Origin of the sequence: Chryseobacterium shigense (genome assembly GCF_014207845.1) — a bacterium.
GTDB classification, from domain to species: Bacteria; Bacteroidota; Bacteroidia; order Flavobacteriales; family Weeksellaceae; genus Chryseobacterium; species Chryseobacterium shigense_A.
Genome location: NZ_JACHLC010000002.1, coordinates 68,316 through 90,704 on the forward strand (window position 1 = coordinate 68,316; position 22,389 = coordinate 90,704).

The following is a 22,389-nucleotide window of genomic DNA, read 5'->3' on the forward strand; positions in this document are numbered from 1 at the left end:
TTTGCAGACTTAATTAATCAACGATATTGAGATATTTACAATGAGCCAATTTAAAGAATACAAAAACCTCAACCTTATTGACGTAGCCGAGAATGTAGCCGAATTTTGGAAACAGAATAAAACGTTCAGTAAAAGTGTTGAGATTCGTGAGGGTAATCCCGAGTTTGTTTTTTATGAAGGTCCGCCTTCCGCAAACGGTATGCCGGGAATTCACCACGTTATGGCCAGAGCATTAAAGGATATTTTCTGTCGTTATCAAACCCAGAACGGGAAACAGGTTTTCCGTAAAGCGGGTTGGGATACACACGGACTTCCTGTGGAACTGGGCGTAGAAAAAGAATTAGGAATTACGAAAGAAGATATTGGCAAAAAGATTTCAATTGAGGACTATAACAAAGCCTGCCGTGAAGCGGTAATGCGATATACAGACGTATGGAATAGCCTTACGGAAAAAATCGGATACTGGGTAGACCTTGAGGATCCGTATATCACCTATAAGTCAAAATATATGGAGACGGTTTGGTGGCTTTTGAAGCAGTTATACAACAAAGATTTACTCTACAAAGGGTACACCATTCAGCCGTATTCCCCAAAAGCAGGAACAGGGCTTTCTTCTGCGGAATTAAATATGCCGGGAACGTATCACGATGTTTCTGATACTACGATTGTAGCTCAGTTTAAAATAAAGAAAGAATCTTCTGATTTATTTAATGATATTGAAGGTGATGTGAGCATCCTTGCATGGACAACAACTCCATGGACGCTGCCTTCCAACACAGCACTGGCTGTAGGAAGAGATATTGAATATGTTTTGGTTAAAACCTTTAATCAGTATACTTTTGAACTGGTAACAGTTGTTTTGGCAAGAGTTCTTTTAGAAAAGAACTTTGGTAAAAAATATGTTGAAGGAACTCATGAAGACTTCGCTGATTACACATCAGAAAGTAAAACAATTCCTTATCAGGTTCTAAAAGAATTTACAGGAGAAAAACTAGCCGGAACCCAATACGAGCAATTAGTTCCGTGGTTTACGCCAAATGACACTCCTGAAAACGCTTTCAGAGTGATTTTAGGTGATTTTGTAACGACAGAGGACGGAACCGGTATCGTTCACATCGCACCTACTTTTGGTGCAGATGACGCAAGAGTGGCAAAAGAAGCCGGAATTCCGCCAATGCTTGTAAAAGACGAAAATGATAATCTTGTTCCGCTGGTAGATTTACAGGGAAGATTTATCAGGGGAGAAAATGTTCCTGAACTATTCTCAGGAAAATACATCAAAAACGAATATTACGATGACGGAACCGCGCCTGAAAAATCCTGGGATGTAGAGCTGGCCATTTTATTGAAAACAGAAAATAAAGCCTTCAAAGTAGAGAAATACGTCCACAGCTATCCGCACTGCTGGAGAACTGACAAACCGGTATTATATTATCCGCTGGATTCATGGTTTGTAAAAATGACAGCCGTGAAAGACAGGTTGGTAGATTTAAACAAAGAAATCAACTGGAAGCCCAAATCTACGGGAGAAGGACGTTTCGCAAACTGGATTGAAAATGTAAACGACTGGAACCTTTCCCGTTCAAGATATTGGGGAATTCCGTTGCCGATCTGGAGAACCGAAGATCTGAAAGAAGAAAAAATCATTGGTTCCGTAGAAGAACTGTGCAACGAAATTGAAAAATCTATTGAAGCAGGGTTGATGACAGAAAATCCGTTCAAAGATTTCATCATCGGAGATATGACTGAACAGAATTATGCTTCGGTTGATTTACATAAAAATATCGTTGACAAAGTAATTCTGGTTTCAGATTCAGGAAAAGCAATGAAGCGTGAAAGTGACCTCATCGATGTTTGGTTCGACTCAGGTTCCATGCCTTACGCTCAGTTGCACTATCCTTTTGAGAATAAAGAATTAATTGACAATAATAAAGCATTCCCGGCAGATTTCATCGCGGAAGGAGTTGACCAGACCCGTGGTTGGTTCTACACCCTTCATGCGATCGGAACAGCGGTTTTTGATTCGGTTGCTTATAAAAATGTAATGAGCAACGGGCTTGTTTTGGATAAAAACGGTCTGAAAATGTCAAAATCCAAAGGAAATGCAGTAGATCCGTTTGAAACACTTTCTGTTTACGGACCGGATGCAACACGCTGGTACATGATCTCCAATGCCAACCCTTGGGAAAACCTTAAATTCGACATTGAAGGCATTGATGAAGTAAGAAGAAAATTCTTCGGAACACTTTACAACACTTACTCATTCTTTGCTTTATATGCGAATGTTGACGGATTCAATTATTCTGAAAAAGAAGTGGAAAACCGTCCGGAAATCGACAGATGGATCCTTTCTGAACTAAACCTTCTGATTAAAGAAGTAAAAGCATTCTACGAAGATTACGAACCGACAAGAGTAGCCAGAGCCATCAGCACATTTGTGAACGACAACCTGAGCAACTGGTACGTAAGATTATGCAGAAGACGTTTCTGGAAAGGAGATTATTCTGATGATAAAATATCTGCTTACCAGACTTTATATACCTGTCTTGAAACCGTAGCGAAATTATCCGCACCAATTGCTCCGTTCTTTATGGATCAGCTGTATCAGGATTTAAACAAAGTAACAGGAAAAGACCACTATGAATCTGTACATTTAACAGACTTCCCTGTAGCAGATGAAAGTCTGATTGACCAGGATCTTGTGGAGAAAACACATTTAGCCCAGAACATCACAAGTATGGTTTTCTCATTGAGAAAGAAAGAAAATGTAAAAGTTCGTCAGCCATTGCAGAAAGTTTTGGTTCCGGTTCTTGATTCCAAAACAGAAGAGCAGATTTTAGCAGTTGCAGACCTGATCAAACAGGAAGTAAACGTTAAAGAATTACAGTTAATCAATGCAGAAGAAGCATCACATTTAATTGTAAAACAGATCAAACCCAATTTCAAAGCATTAGGCCCTAAATTAGGAAAAGATATGAAAGTGGTTGGAGCAGAAATCGCCAGCCTTGATGCAGAACAGATTACAAAGCTTGAAAAAGAAGGAAAATTAGATATCCAGGGATACGAAATTACGCCTGACGATGTGGAAATCTCTACAAAAGATATCCCGGGATGGACAGTAACTTCCGATGGAAAAACAACTGTGGCATTAGATTTGACATTAACAGAGGGATTAAAATCTGAAGGTATCGCCAGAGAGTTCATCAACAGAATTCAGAACCTGCGAAAAGAGAAGGACTTTGACCTGACAGACAGAATTAAAATCTTCATTGAAGAAAATTCACCTTTCATTGAAGATGTTAAGAAAAATGAGGAATATATTTCTTCAGAGGTCTTGTCAAATAAAATAGAAATTGTATCTTCACTTTCAAATTTTAACGAAATTGAAATAGATGAGGTTAATTTTAAGATAAATGTTGAAAAAAATTAACTTATAGTTAATGTATTTCGAATTCCATTTCATAATTTTATTAAAAAAGAGAAAAGAATATGTCAGACGAAAGAGTTAGATACAGCGATGCTGATTTACAGGAATTTAAAGCAATTATAAAAGAAAAAATAGAAAAAGCAGAGAAAGATCTTCAGCTGATCAGAGAAAGCTTTATCAACGACCAGAATAATGGAACAGATGATACTTCTCCTACCTTTAAAGCATTTGAAGAAGGAGCAGAGACATTGAGCAAAGAGCAGAACTCTATTTTAGCAGGACGTCAGGAAAAATTCGTTCGTGATCTTAAAAACGCTCTGATCAGAATTGAAAATAAGACGTATGGCGTGTGCAGAGTAACAGGAAAGCTTATTCCTAAAGAAAGACTTTTAGCCGTTCCCCATGCTACACTGAGCATTGAAGCGAAAAATATGCAGAAATAAACCGTAAGGTTTGTAAAAATAATATTGGGTTTATATCGTATTTACGGATACTTTATAAACCTAATTTTTAATGTATACCCATGACCGGAGTAGTTATTTTATTGATTATCGTCGCCGCAGTTTTACTGTTTTTCAACAGGGAATGGATCAAAAACAGATTCTTTCCTGATGAACATAAGAACTATACCATCGATGATCAGTTCAATTCCGATAAACGGGACAGGGAAAAAGAAATCGACAGACTTTTGAGTAAGATGGGCAAAAACGGCATCAATGATCTGTCTGCAAAAGACAGAAAAAGACTTGACGAACTGTCCAAAATGTAACCATATAAACAGAAAAGAAAATGGAATCTATCATAGTACATCCTAAGAATCCTATGGAGCTGAGTGCACTGAAAAGTGTTTTAAAGGAAATGAACATTAAATTTGAAAAAGCTCACACCAAAAATACTTTCCATACGGAAAAAGTGGCGAAGAAAATTTACGATAAGAAAAACCCAGAGAAACCTTCTAAACCAAAAGGGCTGTAATGAAAAAGATCTTAGCTATAACATTCCTGGTATTGTTAATTGATCAGGCTTCGAAGATTTATATTAAAACCCATTTCAATCTCGATGACAGCGTTTCTGTTTTCCCGGGGTTTAAACTGACTTTTGTAGAAAATCCGGGAATGGCGTATGGACTTCACTTCGGAGGAATTATCGGGAAATATTTCTTAGTAATTTTAAGAATTTTCCTGATTGGAGGGATGATTTATATGTTCAAGAAATGGCTTAAAGAGGGAGCTTCCAATTATCTTCTGATTCCTATGTCCATCATTTTTGCAGGCGCAATCGGGAACCTTATTGACGGAATGTTTTACGGAATGATTTTCGACAGCGGAATGGTTTACGACCAGAGTATCGACAGATGGATCGGGTACGGCGGAATTTCAAAATTTGCTCCTTTCGGACAGGGATATTCTGCTTTCATGAAAGGCTGTGTAGTAGATATGCTTCACTTTCCTCTCGTAGACTGGTACGTTCCTGACAGCTGGCCTATAATAGGAGGAAAACACATAGAGTTCTTTAAATACATTTTCAATGTCGCGGATTCCGCCATTACGGTAGGAGCTGCTTTATTATTAATATTCAGAAAAAAAGCTTTCCCTAACGGACTTGAGTTTTAAAAAACAGTATTCCGGATGAAAAAAGTAATTAAAAATATTTTTAAAATTTTCCTGCTTCTTCTTGTTGCGGGAATTATTTTTATCGCATGGGCCAACTACAGCATCAGAAAGGAAAGCAGCCCTTTTATTTCGTACAGCATCTCTGACGTCCCGGAAACCAAAGTAGCCTTACTGCTTGGAACCGGTAAAACGCTAAGTAACGGAATGCCTAACGCCTATTTCTACAACAGGATACAGGCTGCTGTAGATTTATATAAAAGCGGAAAGATCAAATATATTATCGTAAGCGGAGACAACAGTACCAAAGATTACAATGAGCCGGAAGATATGCAGCTCACCCTGATGAAATACGGCATTCCAAAGGACAGCATCATCATGGATCATGCCGGATTCAGAACACTGGATTCTGTAGTGAGGGCTAAAGAGATCTTCGGACAGACCAGACTGGTTATTATCTCACAGAAATTCCACAATGAAAGAGCGGTCTTTTTAGCCAAAGAAAACGGGATAGAAGCTTTTGGCTATAATGCCAACGATGTGAATAAATATGCAGGGTTAAAAACAAATCTCAGGGAATATCTTGCCAAAGCAAAAGTATATTGGGATCTGCTTTTCGGGGTGCAGCCCAAGTTTGGAGGGGATAAAATCCTAATTCAATAATAATTAACTTACACTCCTGTATTGGGCAGGTGTAACAGCCGTATGTTTTTTAAAGAAATTCACAAAGTGTGAAGACTCCTTAAAACGAAGTTTAAAAGCTATTTCTTTTATGGATAAATCTGTTTGCTGCAGAAAAGTTTTTGCATTATGGATCAGTTTAGCATCCAGATGTTTTTTTGCAGATCTTCCGGTTTCCGTTTTTAGTTTCGAGCTCAGATAATTAGGATGAACAGCCAGTTTTGATGCAAAATAAGCAATATTATAGTCTGTGTTTTCCGAGCTTTGAGAATCTTCATGAAGCAAAGTGAGAAAGCGGTTGCTTAGAGATTCTGTCTTTTTTACGGCCCCTTCATTATGTTGCTCTTCCTCTAATGAATATTGGTTGTACAGCCGTCTTATTTTCATGAAGAAAGTAAGAATTGCAGACGCCATAATTTCCACAGAATCAATTCTTTCTTCTTTTTGATATTCTTCATATATATAATCAAATATCTTAATCAGCTCTGCCATTTCTTCATCAGAAATAATAATTGGAGTAGATTTCTCAGCCTGAAAGTATTCGAAAACAGAAATAAAATGTTTTAGCTTTAAATATTTTTCAATAAACTGATCAGAGATGATTACGGAATACTCCAGGAAATCAGCATGAAGCATTGTACAGGAAACAATCTGATTGGGCGGCGAAATAAAGATGGCGGGACCTTTTAAATTCTGTTTCCACTTTCCAATTCTCATAATTCCCTCTCCCTTTAAAAGTAATTTAATAGCATACGAATTATGTTTAAATGGCGGAACTTCCAACGAAGGATGCGTCCAAAGTTTATCCATCACGTCTAAATACAGCCCTTCATATCTTGAAGGCGGCATATTCACAGCATTAAAAAAATCATCAAAGGTTTCAAAATAAGGAATATCATTTTCCATGACAAGAATTTTAAGTAAAGTTATCAATAATTAAACAAAAAAAATGGAATATGAACGAGATTACCCCATCCATATTCCTGAAAAAAAACACAAATGATAAACTATTTTGAAATCAATTGCTCTAATCTTTCTAATTTTTCATGTAAAGCAGCAATTTCAAACTGTTGCTTTTTAATGGATGCTTCCTGTTCAAAGCTGTGAAGATATAATTCTTCTATCTTTTCCAGTTGCTGGATGCTTAGCTGCGTTAAATCAAAATCAAACCCACCTTCAGATTTTTGTAATTCTTTAATGGATATCACACCTGGTAAATGATGATTCTTTTTTACAAAATCTCTTACCTCCTCCAGCTTACTAAACTTATACTCCGGATCAATATCAGAAATACCGGTAAAATACTTTTCAAAAACGTAATCCGGATATGTTGCTCCCGTAGTAACAATACTTCCGTTAACTTTCAGTTTCTGGGCTCCGGTAAAGGTTTGCTGTTCGCTATAGCCAATACTCAAAGTATTATTAATATTAAATCTTCCGTCAGTTGCAATTTCAGCTTTGGTAATTGAATTTGTATTAAATTTCAAAGGTGATGAATTACTTGTTCCCACCAGGAGTGAAGTGGCAGATCCCCCTCCGGAAACCTGTGCAGCCGCATTAGAATCTACATAAAGCTGTAAGCTACTAACTCCAGAACTTAAAACAATATTAGCTGTACCAGTAGCAGATTCATGTGTAATCGAAGCTCCACCACCGTTATTGGAAAAATCGGTATTTCCTGTACTTCCCTTAAAGGAAAGTCTATTTCCAGCCATTGTCACTACCCTATTACCTGTTAAAGTTCCATCACTATTATAAATATTTTTAACAGCAACCGGGGTACTGCTTATGCCATTAATAGTGGTCGTAAGAAAATTAGTGGCCGATACATCATTACTTACTGACTTCACAAGATTTACACTCGCACCAGTCACTCCATTTACCGTAGTGGTTAAAGTATTACTGTTTGCAGTAGAAGTATTACTCACTGAATTAACAGCCGGAGCAGAAGCCGAAACTCCATTTATAGTAGAAGTAATTGTATTGGCAGAACTTCCAAGAATATTGGTTGTGTTTGGCTGAAAAGCAATCCATTTTACGGCAGCTGCATCATAATAAAAATACCCGGCCTTTGTAACCTCAATTGTTTTTGTTGTAGTTGGTGAAGCTGCCTGGGTAACAAATACAATGGCTCCATTTTGGTTTGTTCCATATAATGCATCTTTTGATTTCAAACTATTTCCTGTAAGTCTTGGTGCAATAATACCGTCCGGAATAGAAGGCGCTGAACTTGAAACAATATCCAGCGTTGCCTGAGGAAAGCCTGTATTTATTCCTACTTGGGCTCTCGTTAAACTATTAATCAATAGAAAACCTGTAATAATAAAGTAATTTTTCATTTTTAGTGTTATATAAGGGGTTATTAAAAAGTATATGAAATTCCTTATATCGATGAAAATTTGTATCAGATTCAGTCTTACAATCATGTACAATTACAATATTCCTTTTGTATAAGTAAATTTCAGGGTACAAATTTCCAGCAAAAACCAATGATAAGCATTGCAAGAATTAAATCTATTAATGCAAAAATTGAATGTTATTATTTCAGTTAAATCCCCTAAATGATAAAAACATTAAAAATTATTTCAAAAAAATTAAATCTGATTTTCAAACACATTCTGTAATATAATCACTCATTTTCATTATTTTTGCTGCTTAACATATAATTTATAATCATATAAAATGTCAAGAATTCTTACCGGCATTCAAGCCACCGGAACACCCCATCTTGGAAATCTCCTTGGGGCTATCATTCCTGCAATTGAACTTTCCAAGCAGGAAGGAAATGAATCATTTTTATTTATTGCCAATCTTCATTCTCTTACCCAGATTAAAGATGCGCAAGTTTTAAGACAGAATACCTACGAGATTGCTGCGGCTTGGCTTGCTTGTGGGCTGGATACGGAAAAAACATATTTTTACAGACAAAGTGACATCCCTGAAACCTGTGAACTTTCTTGGCATTTATCATGTTTTTTTCCTTACCAGAGATTAACGCTTGCCCATTCCTTTAAGGACAAGGCGGACAGACTTCAGGACGTTAATGCCGGCCTGTTCACCTACCCTATTCTGATGGCTGCAGATATTCTACTGTATGATGCAGAGATTGTTCCTGTAGGAAAAGACCAGCTTCAGCATCTGGAAATAGCACGTGATGTGGCATCAAGATTCAACAGCCAGATGGGAGAAGTTTTTGTACTGCCTCAGTCTGAACTTCAGGAAAACACGAAATATGTTCCGGGAACAGACGGCCAGAAAATGTCTAAATCCAGAGGAAACATCATCAATATCTTCCTTCCTGAAAAGGAACTGAAAAAACAGGTAATGAGCATAGAAACTGATTCCAGATCTCTGGAAGAACCGAAAGACCCTGAAACAGATAAAGTTTTTGCCATCTATGAACTGATTGCCACTCCCGAGCAGACGGAAGAGCTAAGAGCTAAATATCTTGCCGGTAACTTTGGCTACGGCCATGCAAAGGCAGAGCTTTTAAACCTGATCTTAACGCGTTTCGAAAAAGAAAGAGAAATGTTTGCCTATTATATGAACAATCTGGACGAACTGGAGGCCAAACTTCAGGAAGGCGCTGCAAAAACAAGAGTTGTTGCAACAGAAACCATTAAAAAAGTAAGAGCAAGCTTAGGAATTTAAATACCAGATAACATTGCATTATTTTTAGAAAGAATAAAACAATGCATTTCATCTCTGAACTTATAGACAATATCCCAACCGGGATATTGTTTTTTTTATAGTCCTTATGAGACTGCTCCAAACTGATAGAGCTATGGTCCAGGTTCTGCTTGAAAAAGCTATATGTTTTTATAAATATTCTTTGATCTGCAAGAGATGTGTAATTGCCTTTAAACCATCTTCCTGTCTGTTTTCTTTATAAACATCAAAAAAGATCACATCTATTCCATAGTTTTGGGAGCCTGTAACATCCGCAATCCAGTCGTCACCTATCAGGATGCTTTCTTCTTTTCCTGCCTCTGCACGTCCCAGAGAATATTCAAAGATTTTTGGATTGGGCTTTCTTACCCCTACGGAATCTGCACTGGTAATGGTGTTAAAGTATTTATCTATACCTGAAAGTATACATTTTCTCTCTGTCACCTCTTGAAATCCGTTGGAAATAACATGTAATGTATAATGTTTAGATCTGAGATATTCCAGAATATATGCAGCTCCTTCTACCAGTTCATTGTGGTTGAGTATCTTATCCAGGAAATGTTCTTCAAAATATTGTGAAAGTTCTTCATCGTCCACCCCGAAATGTTTGAAAGTATCATAGAAACGATGCTTCCTCAGATATTCTTTACCGATAATACCGTCCCGGATTTTTTCCCAAAGGCTTTCGTTAATTTCATGATAGACAGAATGAAATTCTTCAAAATCTATATTATAATGTAAAGCGATTTCCTGCTTTTCAAAAAGGTCTTTAATGGTAAGGTAAGCATTCTTACGGTGATCCCAGAGCGTATTGTCCAGGTCAAAAAAAATGTGCTGAATTTTCATACAGCACAAAATTACTCAATTTAATTTTTGGAAATCGGAAAACTCTTGCTCTTGGTTTTTACCAGTTCAAGACTTTTTGAATAATTCAGTAAAAAATCAATTGTTTGTTTCTTAGGTTTCAAAGTTTTCACTTTTAAGGAATCATTTTTTTTCATAGGCGAAAAGTATGTTTTCCTTTAAACGTGAATTTTTTAAAAATATTATCCTATCTGGTCAATACAATGTTATTTTCATCCATGATTTTTCTCAGGTTGATTAATGCATAGCGCACCCTGCCCAATGTGGTATTGATACTCATGTTGGTATGATCCGCAATTTCTTTGAAGCTTAAACCATCAAAAAATCTTAATTTAATGACTTCCTGCTGATTCTGTGGCAGAAACTGAAGCATTCTCAGCAAATCCTCCTGAATCTGCATGGTTACAAGGTGATCTTCAATATTTTCCGAAGGCTCTCTGATCAGGTCAAAAATAGAATACTCGTCTGTTTCAAAAGTGGTTTCCGAAACTTTTACGTTTTTCGCTTTCAGTCTGAAATGATCAATAATAAGGTTGTGTGCGATTCTCTTCGCCCAAAGAATGAATTTACCTTCTTCGTTATACCGCCCTTCTTTCAGCATCAGAATGATCTTCATGAATGTATCCTGAAAAACATCATTGGCCAGGTCTTCATCATTAATTTTGTAAAAAATGAATGTAAACAGTTCTCTCTGATGACGATGAATAAGGGCTGATAGGGCTTCTTCGTCTCCTTTCTGGTAAAGGGAAATTAGTAGGCTGTCCGTTTTTGATTTCATAACTCTTCTCAATAATAAAAAATTTGCAGACCAGCAATTCTCCAGATATTCTATCTGGCCCTAGCTGTAAATACAAAACAGTTTTTTAGAGTAAAGTAAAATCAATAGGCAGTACAATTATTATATGGTGTAAATATAATAATTTTTTAATAACTGTTAACCTATTATTAAATTTTTACGGGAAAATTTAATAAAAATCATTTAAACATATCATGAATAAAGACGGTAGGGATATTTAATGTTAAATTAACATTTAATCCTTTCATCTCTTTTCCGTTCAAACGGGCATCTCCGATTGGAAAAGCATAGCCTCCCGTAAGGTCTAAAAGCCCGAAAAGGGTAACTCCTATCTTCGGTGCAATGTATTTATTGGTTCCTTCCGCCCCCATCAAAAAATAATAGGAATGGTAGAAATCTACATTTTTCTCAAAATTAAGAAGTACCTCTGCCTGCAGTTTCGGCATAACGGCAAATTTGGAATTTGCAGATCCCATGAGTGCAGATGCGCCCAGACGGTAAATTACATCATCATTTTTCAGAAAAAGCAGCTTGCCTCCCAATTCCCCAAAACTCTGGTTCTGGTAGGTATACCCTACAGTAACCATTTTGTGCATCGTATACTGCGCCTTTGTCATTGTGCTCAGGAAAAACATACAGAGTACCACAACTGCTGATCTAAAATTCATCATCTCTAATTATTTAAAGTGTAAAATTAAAAAAAACTGCCTTATCCGAAGATAAAGCAGCCTATTTATTATTCTGAAGAGAAATTAGATCCCGAAAGCGGCTTTAATTTCATCTACTTTGTCAAGTTTTTCCCATGTAAAGAACTCTAGTCCTGTAAGGGTAATTTCATTTTTCTGACCTTTATTGAATGTTTTGTCAGCTACATAATGCTCTTTCCCCATATGTCCGTAAGAAGCTGTTTCCTGGTAAATAGGATTTCTCAATTTCAGGTTCTGCTCAATAGCGTAAGGTCTTAAATCGAAGATAGTGGAAACTTTTTTAGCAATTTCACCATCATGAAGATCTACTTTTGCAGTTCCATAAGTATTAATGTATAAACCACAAGGCTCTGCAACACCAATAGCATAAGAAACCTGTACCAAAACTTCATCAGCCACTCCTGCAGCCACTAAGTTTTTAGCAATGTGTCTTGTAGCGTAAGCAGCACTTCTGTCTACTTTTGAAGGATCTTTTCCAGAGAAAGCACCACCACCGTGAGCCCCTTTACCTCCGTAAGTATCTACAATGATTTTTCTTCCTGTAAGACCTGTATCTCCGTGAGGGCCTCCGATCACAAATTTTCCTGTCGGGTTGATGTGATATTTGATCTGATCATTGAACAATGCTTTGATCTCCTCAGTCTGTTGAGCTACCACTCTTGGTACAAGGATATTTTTGATATCTTCACGGATCTTGTTCAGCATTTCTTCTTCAGTTCCGAAGTCATCATGCTGGGTAGACACTACAATAGAATCAATTCTTACCGGCTTATGGTCATCAGAATACTCAATAGTTACCTGGCTTTTCGCATCCGGACGAAGGTAAGCAATCTCTTTTCCTTCTCTTCTCAATACAGAAAGCTCTTTAAGGATAGTGTGGGCAAGGTCCAGAGCAAGCGGCATATAATTAGCCGTCTCGTTGGTTGCATAACCGAACATCATCCCCTGGTCACCGGCACCCTGTGCATTGGCTTTAGCTTCAAAAGATTCGTCGTTTACGGCTCTGTCTACTCCCTGGTTGATATCCGGAGACTGTTCGTGGATAGCTGAAATCACTCCGCAAGAATCCCCGTTGAACATATATTCTCCTTTAGTGTATCCAATTCCGTTGATAACATCTCTTGCGATAGTCTGAACATCAAGATATGCATCAGATTTCACTTCTCCGGCCAGTACAACCTGTCCCGTAGTTACAAGGGTTTCGCAGGCAACTTTAGAGCTTTTATCATATGCTAAAAAGTGATCGATTAATGCATCGGAGATCTGATCGGCAATTTTATCCGGATGTCCTTCTGAAACTGATTCAGATGTAAATAGATAAGACATATTATTCTTTGTTTTTTTAGATTAAAAAATATTTGAAGAAAAATAAGAATAAATTGCCCAGAAAAAGAATACTGTTTTAGCATATTTTTAGAGAGGTTGCAATCAGGTCAAATTTTTCCTCGTTTATAAACGTGCGCAAATTTAAGTACTATTTTTTTAATACTCAAAAATTTTATCCTTTAATTATAAATTTCTTACAATTAATGATTTAAATCACGTTGTTACTTTGCCGGTTTATTGTGGTTTGATGCTCACAAACTCTTTCGGATTGGCATGGTAATTAAGCTTAAGCTCTAAAGATTTTTTAATGGAATGTGATAATTCATCAATAATTTTCTGCTTAAACGTAGGCTTATAATAAATAATACTGATTTCCCTGTACGGGAAAGGTTTTTTGAATCTGAAAACATTCTCTTTCTGTTCATCTGAAAGCTGGCTCAGTGCCAGTTCCGGCAAAATACTGATTCCCCCTACTTTATCCACCATGTGAACCAAAGTCTGGATATTGGAAGCTAAAAAATCTAAATTTTTCGGCTTTAACGTATTTTCTTTTAAATGACAGATATTTTCAAATTGATTTCTAAGACAGTTTCCTTCTTCAAGAAGCCATACCTTTTCTACATTCAATTCTTCCGGAACAACATAAGAGTTCTTTTTATTGGCCTCCGTATTGGAGCTGTAGATCATCAGCTCTTCATTGAAAAGGAAGTCCTGGTAAAACTCATCAGCAGAATCATATGGAGTGGAAATGATTCCCGCATCCAGCTCACCTGCTTTCAAAGCTTTAATAATATTATCAGTTGTCATTTCCTTTACATTCATCTGGATCTTTGGGTTATCTTCCAGAAATTTAAAAATCTCTGTAGGTAAAATGAAAGAAGAAACAGTAGGGATGATTCCCAGGTTGATTGTTCCGCCCAGGATATTGTTCAAAAGATTTGCTTTATTTTTCAGCTCATTGACAGATTCTATAATTACTTTTGCCTGATCAATGATCTGAAGCCCGACATCTGTAGTACGGATCGGGTGTGTTGTTCTGTCGAATACCTTCACATCCAGTTCATCCTCAAATTTTTGTATCATCGCACTTAATGTAGGCTGTGTAATAAAGCATGCCTGAGCCGCTTTACCAAAATGTTTGTACTTATCTACAGCGATAAGATACTCAAGTTGCTGAATGTTCATTTGATTAATATTATCTATTACAAAGATAAAATGTTTTTGCTATTTGTAATCAAAATTTCAAGTAAATTTGATATTTAATACGTCTGCATAAGACAGTTTACAAGGGAAATCAACCATACAAATCATAACTATATGGATTCTAAAAAATTAACGCTGAGTAATGGCGCACCTTATTTTGAACATCAGGACTCACAGACCGTAGGGCCAAGGGGACCTGTTCTTCTGCAGGATTTTATTCTTCAGGAAAACCTTGCGCACTTTGTCAGGGAAAGAATCCCTGAAAGAATTGTACACGCTAAAGGAAGCGGAGCTTACGGAACATTTACCGTAACACATGACATCAGCCAATACACAAAAGCCAAATTATTTTCAAAAGTCGGAAACTCATGCAGGATGTTTGCCCGTTTTTCTACGGTGGGTGGAGAAAAAGGCAGTGCGGATACAGCAAGGGACCCGAGAGGCTTTGCTTTAAAGTTTTACACAGAAGACGGAAATTGGGATCTTGTAGGAAACAATACGCCCGTATTCTTTATTAAGGATGCAAAAAAATTCCCGGATTTTATCCATACTCAGAAGAGAGTTCCTAAAACCAATTTAAAAAGCGCCACAATGATGTGGGATTTCTGGAGCCACAATCCTGAGTCCCTTCACCAGGTTCTTATATTAATGTCCGACAGAGGTACACCTTACGGCTACAGGCACATGCACGGATTCGGATCTCATACATTTGCGATGATCAATGCTCAGAATGAAAGAGTATGGGTAAAGTTTCATTTTAAAACAAAACAGGGAATCAAAAACTTCACCGACGCAGAAGCCGTAAAGATGGCCGGAGAAAACCCGGACTTTGCACAGGAAGATCTTTGCAATGCTATCGAAAATGGAGACTTTCCGAAATGGACCATGTATATCCAGGTAATGACGGAAGAACAGGCAAAAGATTTCAGATGGAATCCTTTTGATGTTACCAAAGTATGGTTCCACGATGACTTCCCTATGATTGAAGTGGGAGAAATGGAACTGAATGAGGTACCGGTCAATTATTTTGCACACGTGGAACAGTCTACCTTTTCACCAAGCAGCCTTGTTAACGGGATAAGCTTTTCTCCGGACAAAATGCTCCAGGGAAGGTTATTTTCTTATTCTGATGCCCACAGATACAGAGTTGGGGTGAATTCTCATCAGCTGGAAGTAAACCGATGCCCTTTCGCAGTTAATAATTACCAGCGAGACGGCTTTATGGCAGATTCAAGTGAATATCAGGACAAACCGAATTATTATCCGAACAGCTTTGATGACATCAAACCGGATTCTTCCTATAAAAATTATGAATATGAACTGGACAGTGCCCATGTTGCAAGTTACAACAGGAACGAAAATGATGATGACCACTATACCCAACCCGGACTTCTGTACACAAAATCTATGACCGCTGAAGACAGAGAACACCTAATCAGTAACATAGTAGGAAGCATGAAAGGAATTACCGGACCGAAAAAAGATGAGATTATCAACCGCCAGCTATGTCATTTTTTCAGGACAAATATTGAGCTTGGCATGAAAGTAGCTTCTCAGCTAAATATCAATATAGATGCAAATATGATGAACCACTCAAAATAGTATTTTGAAGGATTCATCAATTAAAAGGAAAAAAAACTAATATTTTTTCCTTTTTTTTGTAAAAAATTCATAATTTGCAAAAAATAATATTTTATAGTGGAAAAATGAGTTACGAAAATATATTATTAGAGAAGGATGATAAATTAGCTGTTATTACGATAAACAGACCACAAAGCTTAAATGCTTTAAATGCGAAAACGATTCAGGAGATCAGTTCAGCAATGGATGAACTTAACGCTGATGAGTCCTGTAGAGCAATTATTATTACAGGAAGCGGCGAAAAATCATTCGTAGCGGGAGCTGATATAAAAGAATTCAGTGATTTTGGACAGGAAAAAGCCGAAGAACTGGCCAGAAACGGGCATAATACCCTGTTCAACAAAATTGAAAATACATCTAAACCTGTTATTGCAGCCGTTAACGGTTTTGCACTGGGAGGAGGTTTAGAGCTTGCCATGGCATGCCACATCAGATATGCATCAGAGAATGCAAAACTGGGACTTCCGGAAGTAACACTGGGATTAATTCCAGGATATGGAGGAACTCAAAGGCTTCCTAAACTTGTAGGAAAAGGTATTGCCAACGAAATGATCTTCTCTGCCAAAATGATTCCTGCTCAAAGAGCAAAAGAAATCGGATTGGTAAATGAAGTATACCCAATTGAAGAATTATTAACCAAAACAAAAGAATTAGCGAGTATTATAGCCAATAACTCACCAATGGCTATATCAAAGGCAATACAGGCCGTAAACTTGTCTGATACAGATAAAGGTTTTGAATCCGAAATCAAGTATTTCGGGGAGCTTTTTGAGATGCAAGACAAGCAAGAAGGAGTTACAGCTTTTTTAGAGAAAAGAAAGCCTAACTTCTAGATTTTTAATCCAAATTATTTCGAAAAAAACTAATGTTGCGGTATGAATAAGTTTGATAAAGCTTATCTAAAAATGGCTCAGGAGTGGGCAAAACTATCCTACTGTAAGAGAAAACAGGTAGGAGCTCTTATCGTAAAAGATAGGATGATTATTTCAGATGGTTACAACGGAACTCCTTCGGGATTTGAAAACTGCTGTGAAGATGAAGAGGGAAAAACACACTGGTATGTACTTCATGCGGAAGCCAATGCTATATTAAAGCTGGCCGCTTCCACTCAGTCTGCAAAAGGTGCCACGTTATATTTAACGCTGTCACCATGCAAAGAATGCAGTAAATTGATTCTGCAGGCAGGAATTACAAGATTGGTGTATATTAATGAGTATTCAGACGACGATGGAATAGCTTTCCTGAGAAATCATGGTATTGAAATAGAACAAATATCGGACTGTGAACTAAAAAAATAAAGCACAAATATGACTTGGGATGAAAAGATCAAAGATTTTGAAATATTTCTTCGCTTCGAAAGAAATTTTTCAGAAAACACTCTCGATGCCTATATTCGAGACATTAAAAAATTAAAAGATTACGCCGAAGTGGATCTGGAAAACGTCGGTCCGGACTCTATCGGTTATGAAAACTTACAGGAGTATATCTTCAATCTTTCCAAACAGAAGTTTAGCGAAAGATCTCAGGCAAGATGGATTTCTTCCATAAAAGCTTTCTTCAAGTTTCTGCTTGAAGACGAGTATCGGGAAGACAACCCTGCATCCTTGCTTGAAGGCCCAAAACTGGGATTATATCTTCCTGACACCTTAAGTCTGCCTGATATCAATAAGATTATCGCAGCCATTGAGGCAAATTCTGACCTCGGAAAGAGAAATCATTGTATCATTGAAGTTCTTTACGGATGTGGATTACGCGTCTCTGAACTTATTGACCTGAAAATTTCGAACATCAATTTCAAAGAGCAGTACATCAAAGTAAACGGAAAGGGTAATAAAACACGCTTCGTTCCTTTGGCTGATTATACTGCCGAACTTTTGGAAACCTACATTAATGAGGTACGTTCGAAAAACAAGATCAATAAGAAATATGAGGATACGCTGTTCCTTAACAGCCGCGGGACATCTATGTCCAGAGTGATTGTATTTCTGATCATTAAAGAACTTACAGATAAAGCAGGCGTAAGCAAAAAAATATCTCCACACACATTCAGACATTCTTTTGCAACACACCTTTTACAGAATGGTGCAGACCTTCGTTATATCCAGGAAATGCTGGGACATTCCAGTATTACCACTACGGAAATCTATACCCATCTGAAGACAGAAGAACTCAGGGATGTAATTTTGAGTTACCACCCGAGAAATATTAATATCGCTCAATGAAACGAAGTTCCATCTGACCTTTGAAAAAATGATTATAAACAGATGAAATTATTGAAATACTGCCCGAGCTGTGGCAAAGAAACCCTGCACTGGGACGGCGAAAAGAAATGGAGCTGTCCCGAATGCGGTTTCAACCTCTACAATAATGTTGCCGGCGCTGTAGCTGTTGTTATCCGATGTGGTGACGAGATTTACCTTACCAGAAGAAACCGTGATCCCAAAAAAGGAAAACTTGATCTGGCCGGAGGTTTCGTAGATCCAAAGGAAAGCGCAGAGGAAACTTGCAAAAGGGAACTTTTTGAAGAGCTTCAGCTTGATGTGGATATTTCAAAACTAAAATATCTTACCAGTCTTCCGAACGTTTACCAGTATAAGGAAATTGATTATAATACAATTGATCTCTTTTACGAATATAATGTTCCGGAAAAATTCGAGGTGAGCCTTGAGCTTTCTGAAATATCAGAAGCGAAATGGATTCCACTGAATACGCTGGATATTAATGATATTGCATTTGATTCTCAGAAGAGATTTTTTGAGGAATATTTAAAACAGTAACAAACGGTTATTATAAAAAATTTTCTCCCGCAGATTATAATTTGCGGGAGTTATTTTATTTGAATTAATAAGATTTAGATTTCAGCATTTCCTCGAAATACTGGACGAGTAATGTTCTTTCGGCTTCTGTGAGATTAGCCTCTTTGTGATAGACGATGTATCCGGGCATGGGCATCGCTTTGCTTTGAATCGTTTGAACAGACTTGTTCAGCATGCTTTCTTTCAGCTCTTTATTATATGTGCCCCAGACTGAAAAATTGAGGTGCTCCCTACCTTCATTGATATGACTTTTTATTGACCATGAAACAGGTGCAAAATAAGCGTATTTGGGATATACCGTTTCATTGGAATGGCAGTCGTAACAGGCTCCCTTTATCAACCCCTTGATTTTTTCAGGTGTCTTTTTCGCATCAACAAAGTTCACGGCTTTATCTACAGGTTTATTCACTTTGTCCACAGGAATAAACTGGATGAGTGCAAAAACTACAAGTGTCCAGAATAATACTTTCTTTAGCGTTTTCATACCTTTACTTTACCGGTGTCAGTACTGCATTACCGGATTCTGACTTCACTTCTTTATTTATCTCTTTTTGTACAGTTTCTTTCGAAGTTTCTTCTGCAGGAGCAGTATTTACAGGCTTAGGAGCGATTCCCTTAGGATTGTCTAACGTTCTGGTGTCTTTCAGGTCCCAATCTTCTTTGGTTTCCCATAACGGACGTACAATAGCTTTTTTGTAGAATACATAGGAATCTTCAGCAAAGGTTTCAGTTTCAAAATCTGCTTCGTCCCAGAATTTATTTCCGTTGTTGTCTACCAATATCCTTATGATATATTCGTTGGGTTTAAGAATATCGAATTTTACGTTATTTCCTTTGGTATATTTTGAATAAATAACTTTATCTGAACCATCCAAAAGCTGGATCCAGTAATTTGCATCCGGAGCATTCTGAATTGCAAAGGCAAGACTTCCGAACTGGTCTACCTTTTCTACTTCAAAATCAAAACGCTTTGACTGGAAATTTTTAGCATAATAAGATGATACTGTTTCTTTTGGAACCGTAAACTGATATTTTTTCCCGGGTACAAAATCTGAGTGGATCTGAATCTGGTAAGGATCTGTTTCGGAAATGCTGGCTGTAAATTCCTGGGTGGTCAAACTATCACTTTTTAAAGTCCATTTTTCAGGACTGATTTTATCAATGATATAGCCGGATCTTATCTTAAAATCGGAATTCGGGGCAATTAAAGGCCCTCCACTGTCGTTTTCAAGATCCATCGCATTTTTCTTATTGTATTTGTAGAAAACAGAAACGGTATCCTGTTTCACTCCGTTATCATAACTAAATTTAAGATTTTCTGTAGCAGCCTGTCCCACATCATTCTTTACCGCATCAAACCAGATTTTCACCGTATCTGATTTCGGGCGGTGAGTTACTTTAATATCTTTTAATTTATCATTGACGGAAGCTACCTTTACATTTTCCGGATTGCCTTCAAACGTCATGACAATTCCGCCCGGAGCTTCCTTCATTTCAAGATATTTCAAAGGTTTTTTGGAAGGATATAATTTTAGATTTAACCCTGAAATGGATTTCTCAAAATTGATTGTTTCTTTCTGAAAACCAATTTTTTCTTTACCGGGATCATAAACAGAGTTTCCATTCTCATCTTCAAAAGCAATGATTTTATATTTTCCTGTAGTAAGATAATTCAGTTCATAATAGCCGTCATCATCAACCTTTGTAATGTAGTAAGGCTTCTGCTTATAGTTCATGGTATCTTTTACCTGATAGAGGCCTACTACAAATTTATTTTCTCCTTCTTTCTTTTTAATGGCTACCGCATCTGATATGTCCCCACTGATGTAAAGGTCATCCAGCTTATCTCCCGTAGAAAAAGCAAAATTGAAATACCGGAGAATATTGGTTTCGTTATTATCCGCAATTGAGTTCCCAAAATTGAAGTTATAGGTAGTATTGGCCTGAAGGGTATCTTCCCACTGGATCAGCACATATTTATTGGCAATATTGGAAGGAAGAATCCGCTTTATATTTTTGATAGGCGGAGAAATGATCAGGTTTTTATTGATGTCCTTCAAGGTAATATATTCGTCGAAATCCAATCTGAGCTCGTGGATATCCCTTTTAACATTCACTCTTGTTGTGTCAATATTTGAGCTTAAAAATTTCGGAGCTATGGTGTCTTTAGGACCGCCTACAGGAGCCCCGACTCTTGCACAGGAATGTACAAGAAAAGAGATGACGAATAATAGAAGAAGTCTTTTCATATATGTTTAAGCAAAATTAAACATTATTCTCCAAAAACTTCATGTCCGGCATTCAAAGTATCTTTATTATCACTCATTACACTGTGCAGCTTATCTTTCTGAACCGGAAAATCTTCAAACAACCCTGATAAAGCAAGTGCTGTATATACTTTATTTGAGTATTTGTTTCCAATAGCTACAATGGTAACCTTAGATTTCAGCAGATGGGCAAAAACCGAGTTGGTTCCGTGCCACCAGCCGTTATGATAGGTAAGCTTCTCACCGTTATCGAAGACCTTCATCCTGAAACCAAGACCATAGTTATTCATTCCTGCTTTTTCATTACTATACGGTGTGAAAACCATCTGCATCAGATCTGGTTTTAAGAAATCTTTTGAAAACATAGCTTTTGAAAAGTTATACAGATCTCTTGGTGTGGTGTACACATTTTTATCACCATAAATAAGATCCAGCCTGTCGAGAGGGTACAACCTGTTTCCACCGTAATAAAAAGACTGTGCAGCTGTAGGAATATCTTTCTCCTGAAAAATATAAGTATGTTCCATTTTCAGCGGCTTAAATATCATTTCACTCATAGCCTGCGGAAAAGGAGTTTTGGTGATTTTCTCTATCAGTAAGGCTAATAATGCAAAATTGGTATTACAGTACATAAATCCCGTATCGGTCTCTCTTGCCAGATCGGGTTTGTATTTGACGATCATATTCAGAACGTCCTGATTGGTAATGAAAGTTTTTGAAAGTTCTGCCGGAGCAGGCTGTATTTTGGGAATAAAATATTCGTATTTGGGAAGACCGCTTCTCTGGTCAAGTAAGGTCTGTACAGTAACATTCGGGTAAGGGAATCCCGGGAAATATTGGGTAAGGGGATCGGACAGTTTAATCTTTCCTGCTTCCACTAATTTCAGCATTGCCATTGCCGTCAGGGTTTTTGAAACGGAAGCTACATGCAGCGGTGTATTTTTATCAATCGGCATCTGGTTTCCTTCTCTTCCGAAGCCTCTGTAATTCTCGTACAGGATTTCGTCTCCTTTTGCGACAAGTATGCCACCGCTAAGGTCGCCGCCTTCCCAGATTTTTTTATAATACTGATCGATGTATCCTGTTATAGTCCCTTTATCTCCAAGCTGGCTGTCTTCTTTGGTAAAAATATTATCCAGGTCTACATCTCCGTAGTTCGGAAGACCGGTTGTATTTTCAGCCGAAGCCTGTTTGGAATCAGCATTTTTTTTACAGGAAATAAGGGATAAAAAAACAGTTACAATAAGTACAAAATTACGCGTCGTCATGAGTATCAAAAATGAGCAGCAATTTAATAAAACTCAAAATAAATTCTCAATCCGGAGCGTACATTATGAATTATTTAACATAAAAGATAAAAAAGCGGAATTATAAAAAGGAAA

The 22,389-nt window shown here is 37.3% G+C and carries 22 protein-coding genes; 12 read left to right on the forward strand and 10 right to left on the reverse strand.

Annotation, left to right across the window (positions count from 1 at the left end; genetic code table 11):
• Positions 1 to 40 precede the first annotated feature (40 nt).
• From ileS to HNP36_RS10185, 6 genes are all read left to right on the forward strand, one after another.
• Complete coding sequence (gene ileS, locus HNP36_RS10160) at positions 41 to 3,430, forward strand: isoleucine--tRNA ligase (protein ID WP_184162528.1); 3,390 nt, start codon at positions 41 to 43, stop codon at positions 3,428 to 3,430.
• A gap of 59 nt (positions 3,431 to 3,489) precedes the next feature.
• The gene (locus tag HNP36_RS10165) at positions 3,490 to 3,870 is read left to right on the forward strand and encodes a TraR/DksA family transcriptional regulator (protein WP_002983772.1); all 381 of its coding nucleotides are present in this window, start codon (positions 3,490 to 3,492) and stop codon (positions 3,868 to 3,870) included.
• An 80-nt stretch (positions 3,871 to 3,950) separates the two neighbouring features.
• Positions 3,951 to 4,196, forward strand: coding sequence for a DUF6576 domain-containing protein (locus HNP36_RS10170; RefSeq protein WP_184162532.1), 246 nt, complete (start codon positions 3,951 to 3,953; stop codon positions 4,194 to 4,196).
• Positions 4,197 to 4,216: 20 nt separating this feature from the next.
• Entirely contained in the window at positions 4,217 to 4,402 is a 186-nt protein-coding gene (locus HNP36_RS10175; protein ID WP_184162535.1) for a DUF2683 family protein, read from the forward strand.
• A complete protein-coding gene (locus tag HNP36_RS10180) occupies positions 4,402 to 5,040 on the forward strand; it encodes a lipoprotein signal peptidase (protein ID WP_184162538.1) in 639 nt (212 codons plus the stop codon). The genes HNP36_RS10175 and HNP36_RS10180 overlap by 1 nt, the downstream gene beginning before the upstream one ends.
• Before the next feature lie 15 nt (positions 5,041 to 5,055).
• Complete coding sequence (locus HNP36_RS10185; RefSeq protein ID WP_184162541.1) at positions 5,056 to 5,700, forward strand: vancomycin high temperature exclusion protein; 645 nt, start codon at positions 5,056 to 5,058, stop codon at positions 5,698 to 5,700.
• Between the two features lie 3 nt (positions 5,701 to 5,703).
• Here the strand turns inward: HNP36_RS10185 and HNP36_RS10190 are convergent, their stop codons facing one another.
• A complete protein-coding gene (locus HNP36_RS10190; RefSeq protein ID WP_184162544.1) occupies positions 5,704 to 6,624 on the reverse strand; it encodes a helix-turn-helix domain-containing protein in 921 nt (306 codons plus the stop codon).
• Between the two features lie 101 nt (positions 6,625 to 6,725).
• A complete protein-coding gene (locus HNP36_RS10195; protein ID WP_184162547.1) occupies positions 6,726 to 8,057 on the reverse strand; it encodes a hypothetical protein in 1,332 nt (443 codons plus the stop codon).
• 343 nt (positions 8,058 to 8,400) lie between these two features.
• On the opposite strand from HNP36_RS10195, the gene trpS reads away from it, so the two are divergent.
• Positions 8,401 to 9,369, forward strand: coding sequence for a tryptophan--tRNA ligase (trpS, locus tag HNP36_RS10200; RefSeq protein WP_184162550.1), 969 nt, complete (start codon positions 8,401 to 8,403; stop codon positions 9,367 to 9,369).
• Positions 9,370 to 9,537: 168 nt separating this feature from the next.
• Here trpS and HNP36_RS10205 read toward each other — a convergent pair whose 3' ends face one another.
• The 5 genes from HNP36_RS10205 to HNP36_RS10225 form a co-directional block, all read right to left on the reverse strand.
• Positions 9,538 to 10,233 (reverse strand): YjjG family noncanonical pyrimidine nucleotidase, encoded by a 696-nt coding sequence (locus HNP36_RS10205; protein ID WP_184162553.1) that lies wholly within the window; start codon positions 10,231 to 10,233, stop codon positions 9,538 to 9,540.
• 205 nt (positions 10,234 to 10,438) lie between these two features.
• Complete coding sequence (locus tag HNP36_RS10210) at positions 10,439 to 11,029, reverse strand: RNA polymerase sigma factor (protein ID WP_184162556.1); 591 nt, start codon at positions 11,027 to 11,029, stop codon at positions 10,439 to 10,441.
• Between the two features lie 197 nt (positions 11,030 to 11,226).
• On the reverse strand, positions 11,227 to 11,718 hold the full coding sequence (locus HNP36_RS10215) for a hypothetical protein (RefSeq protein ID WP_184162559.1): 492 nt from the start codon (positions 11,716 to 11,718) through the stop codon (positions 11,227 to 11,229).
• An 81-nt stretch (positions 11,719 to 11,799) separates the two neighbouring features.
• Positions 11,800 to 13,080, reverse strand: coding sequence for a methionine adenosyltransferase (metK, locus tag HNP36_RS10220; protein WP_184162562.1), 1,281 nt, complete (start codon positions 13,078 to 13,080; stop codon positions 11,800 to 11,802).
• Positions 13,081 to 13,314: 234 nt separating this feature from the next.
• On the reverse strand, positions 13,315 to 14,265 hold the full coding sequence (locus tag HNP36_RS10225; RefSeq protein ID WP_184162565.1) for a LysR substrate-binding domain-containing protein: 951 nt from the start codon (positions 14,263 to 14,265) through the stop codon (positions 13,315 to 13,317).
• 132 nt (positions 14,266 to 14,397) lie between these two features.
• Between HNP36_RS10225 and HNP36_RS10230 the strand changes: the two genes are divergently transcribed.
• From HNP36_RS10230 to HNP36_RS10250, 5 genes are all read left to right on the forward strand, one after another.
• Positions 14,398 to 15,885: a catalase gene (locus HNP36_RS10230; protein ID WP_184162568.1), complete on the forward strand. Its 1,488-nt coding sequence runs from the start codon at positions 14,398 to 14,400 to the stop codon at positions 15,883 to 15,885.
• A 104-nt stretch (positions 15,886 to 15,989) separates the two neighbouring features.
• Positions 15,990 to 16,757, forward strand: a complete 768-nt coding sequence (locus HNP36_RS10235) for an enoyl-CoA hydratase/isomerase family protein (RefSeq protein WP_184162571.1) — start codon at positions 15,990 to 15,992, stop codon at positions 16,755 to 16,757.
• 42 nt (positions 16,758 to 16,799) lie between these two features.
• Positions 16,800 to 17,222, forward strand: a complete 423-nt coding sequence (locus tag HNP36_RS10240; protein ID WP_184162574.1) for a deoxycytidylate deaminase — start codon at positions 16,800 to 16,802, stop codon at positions 17,220 to 17,222.
• Positions 17,223 to 17,231: 9 nt separating this feature from the next.
• Positions 17,232 to 18,146: a site-specific tyrosine recombinase XerD gene (xerD, locus tag HNP36_RS10245; protein ID WP_184162577.1), complete on the forward strand. Its 915-nt coding sequence runs from the start codon at positions 17,232 to 17,234 to the stop codon at positions 18,144 to 18,146.
• A gap of 42 nt (positions 18,147 to 18,188) precedes the next feature.
• Entirely contained in the window at positions 18,189 to 18,701 is a 513-nt protein-coding gene (locus HNP36_RS10250) for an NUDIX hydrolase (RefSeq protein ID WP_184162580.1), read from the forward strand.
• A gap of 64 nt (positions 18,702 to 18,765) precedes the next feature.
• Here the strand turns inward: HNP36_RS10250 and HNP36_RS10255 are convergent, their stop codons facing one another.
• Genes HNP36_RS10255 through HNP36_RS10265 form a run of 3 tightly spaced genes read right to left on the reverse strand, consistent with a single transcriptional unit; the run spans position 18,766 to position 22,275 of the window.
• Entirely contained in the window at positions 18,766 to 19,224 is a 459-nt protein-coding gene (locus HNP36_RS10255) for a heme-binding domain-containing protein (RefSeq protein ID WP_184162583.1), read from the reverse strand.
• 4 nt (positions 19,225 to 19,228) lie between these two features.
• Entirely contained in the window at positions 19,229 to 20,989 is a 1,761-nt protein-coding gene (locus HNP36_RS10260) for an Ig-like domain-containing protein (protein ID WP_184162587.1), read from the reverse strand.
• A gap of 23 nt (positions 20,990 to 21,012) precedes the next feature.
• Positions 21,013 to 22,275 carry a serine hydrolase domain-containing protein gene (locus HNP36_RS10265; RefSeq protein ID WP_184162590.1) on the reverse strand — a complete coding sequence of 421 codons (1,263 nt, stop codon included), beginning with the start codon at positions 22,273 to 22,275 and terminating at the stop codon, positions 21,013 to 21,015.
• Between the last annotated feature and the right edge of the window lie 114 nt (positions 22,276 to 22,389).

Bases quoted from the DNA above. Each gene is read 5' to 3' on its own strand.
- HNP36_RS10210 (WP_184162556.1), bottom strand. From the start codon at position 11,029: ATGAAATCAAAAACGGACAGCCTACTAATTTCCCTTTACCAGAAAGGA.
- HNP36_RS10240 (WP_184162574.1), top strand. From the start codon at position 16,800: ATGAATAAGTTTGATAAAGCTTATCTAAAAATGGCTCAGGAGTGGGCA.
- HNP36_RS10230 (WP_184162568.1), top strand. From the start codon at position 14,398: ATGGATTCTAAAAAATTAACGCTGAGTAATGGCGCACCTTATTTTGAA.
- HNP36_RS10235 (WP_184162571.1), top strand. From the start codon at position 15,990: ATGAGTTACGAAAATATATTATTAGAGAAGGATGATAAATTAGCTGTT.
- HNP36_RS10260 (WP_184162587.1), bottom strand. From the start codon at position 20,989: ATGAAAAGACTTCTTCTATTATTCGTCATCTCTTTTCTTGTACATTCC.
- HNP36_RS10185 (WP_184162541.1), top strand. From the start codon at position 5,056: ATGAAAAAAGTAATTAAAAATATTTTTAAAATTTTCCTGCTTCTTCTT.
- metK (WP_184162562.1), bottom strand. From the start codon at position 13,080: ATGTCTTATCTATTTACATCTGAATCAGTTTCAGAAGGACATCCGGAT.
- HNP36_RS10265 (WP_184162590.1), bottom strand. From the start codon at position 22,275: ATGACGACGCGTAATTTTGTACTTATTGTAACTGTTTTTTTATCCCTT.
- HNP36_RS10180 (WP_184162538.1), top strand. From the start codon at position 4,402: ATGAAAAAGATCTTAGCTATAACATTCCTGGTATTGTTAATTGATCAG.
- HNP36_RS10170 (WP_184162532.1), top strand. From the start codon at position 3,951: ATGACCGGAGTAGTTATTTTATTGATTATCGTCGCCGCAGTTTTACTG.
- trpS (WP_184162550.1), top strand. From the start codon at position 8,401: ATGTCAAGAATTCTTACCGGCATTCAAGCCACCGGAACACCCCATCTT.
- ileS (WP_184162528.1), top strand. From the start codon at position 41: ATGAGCCAATTTAAAGAATACAAAAACCTCAACCTTATTGACGTAGCC.
- HNP36_RS10205 (WP_184162553.1), bottom strand. From the start codon at position 10,233: ATGAAAATTCAGCACATTTTTTTTGACCTGGACAATACGCTCTGGGAT.
- HNP36_RS10225 (WP_184162565.1), bottom strand. From the start codon at position 14,265: ATGAACATTCAGCAACTTGAGTATCTTATCGCTGTAGATAAGTACAAA.
- HNP36_RS10190 (WP_184162544.1), bottom strand. From the start codon at position 6,624: ATGGAAAATGATATTCCTTATTTTGAAACCTTTGATGATTTTTTTAAT.
- xerD (WP_184162577.1), top strand. From the start codon at position 17,232: ATGACTTGGGATGAAAAGATCAAAGATTTTGAAATATTTCTTCGCTTC.
- HNP36_RS10250 (WP_184162580.1), top strand. From the start codon at position 18,189: ATGAAATTATTGAAATACTGCCCGAGCTGTGGCAAAGAAACCCTGCAC.
- HNP36_RS10165 (WP_002983772.1), top strand. From the start codon at position 3,490: ATGTCAGACGAAAGAGTTAGATACAGCGATGCTGATTTACAGGAATTT.
- HNP36_RS10255 (WP_184162583.1), bottom strand. From the start codon at position 19,224: ATGAAAACGCTAAAGAAAGTATTATTCTGGACACTTGTAGTTTTTGCA.
- HNP36_RS10195 (WP_184162547.1), bottom strand. From the start codon at position 8,057: ATGAAAAATTACTTTATTATTACAGGTTTTCTATTGATTAATAGTTTA.
- HNP36_RS10175 (WP_184162535.1), top strand. From the start codon at position 4,217: ATGGAATCTATCATAGTACATCCTAAGAATCCTATGGAGCTGAGTGCA.
- HNP36_RS10215 (WP_184162559.1), bottom strand. From the start codon at position 11,718: ATGATGAATTTTAGATCAGCAGTTGTGGTACTCTGTATGTTTTTCCTG.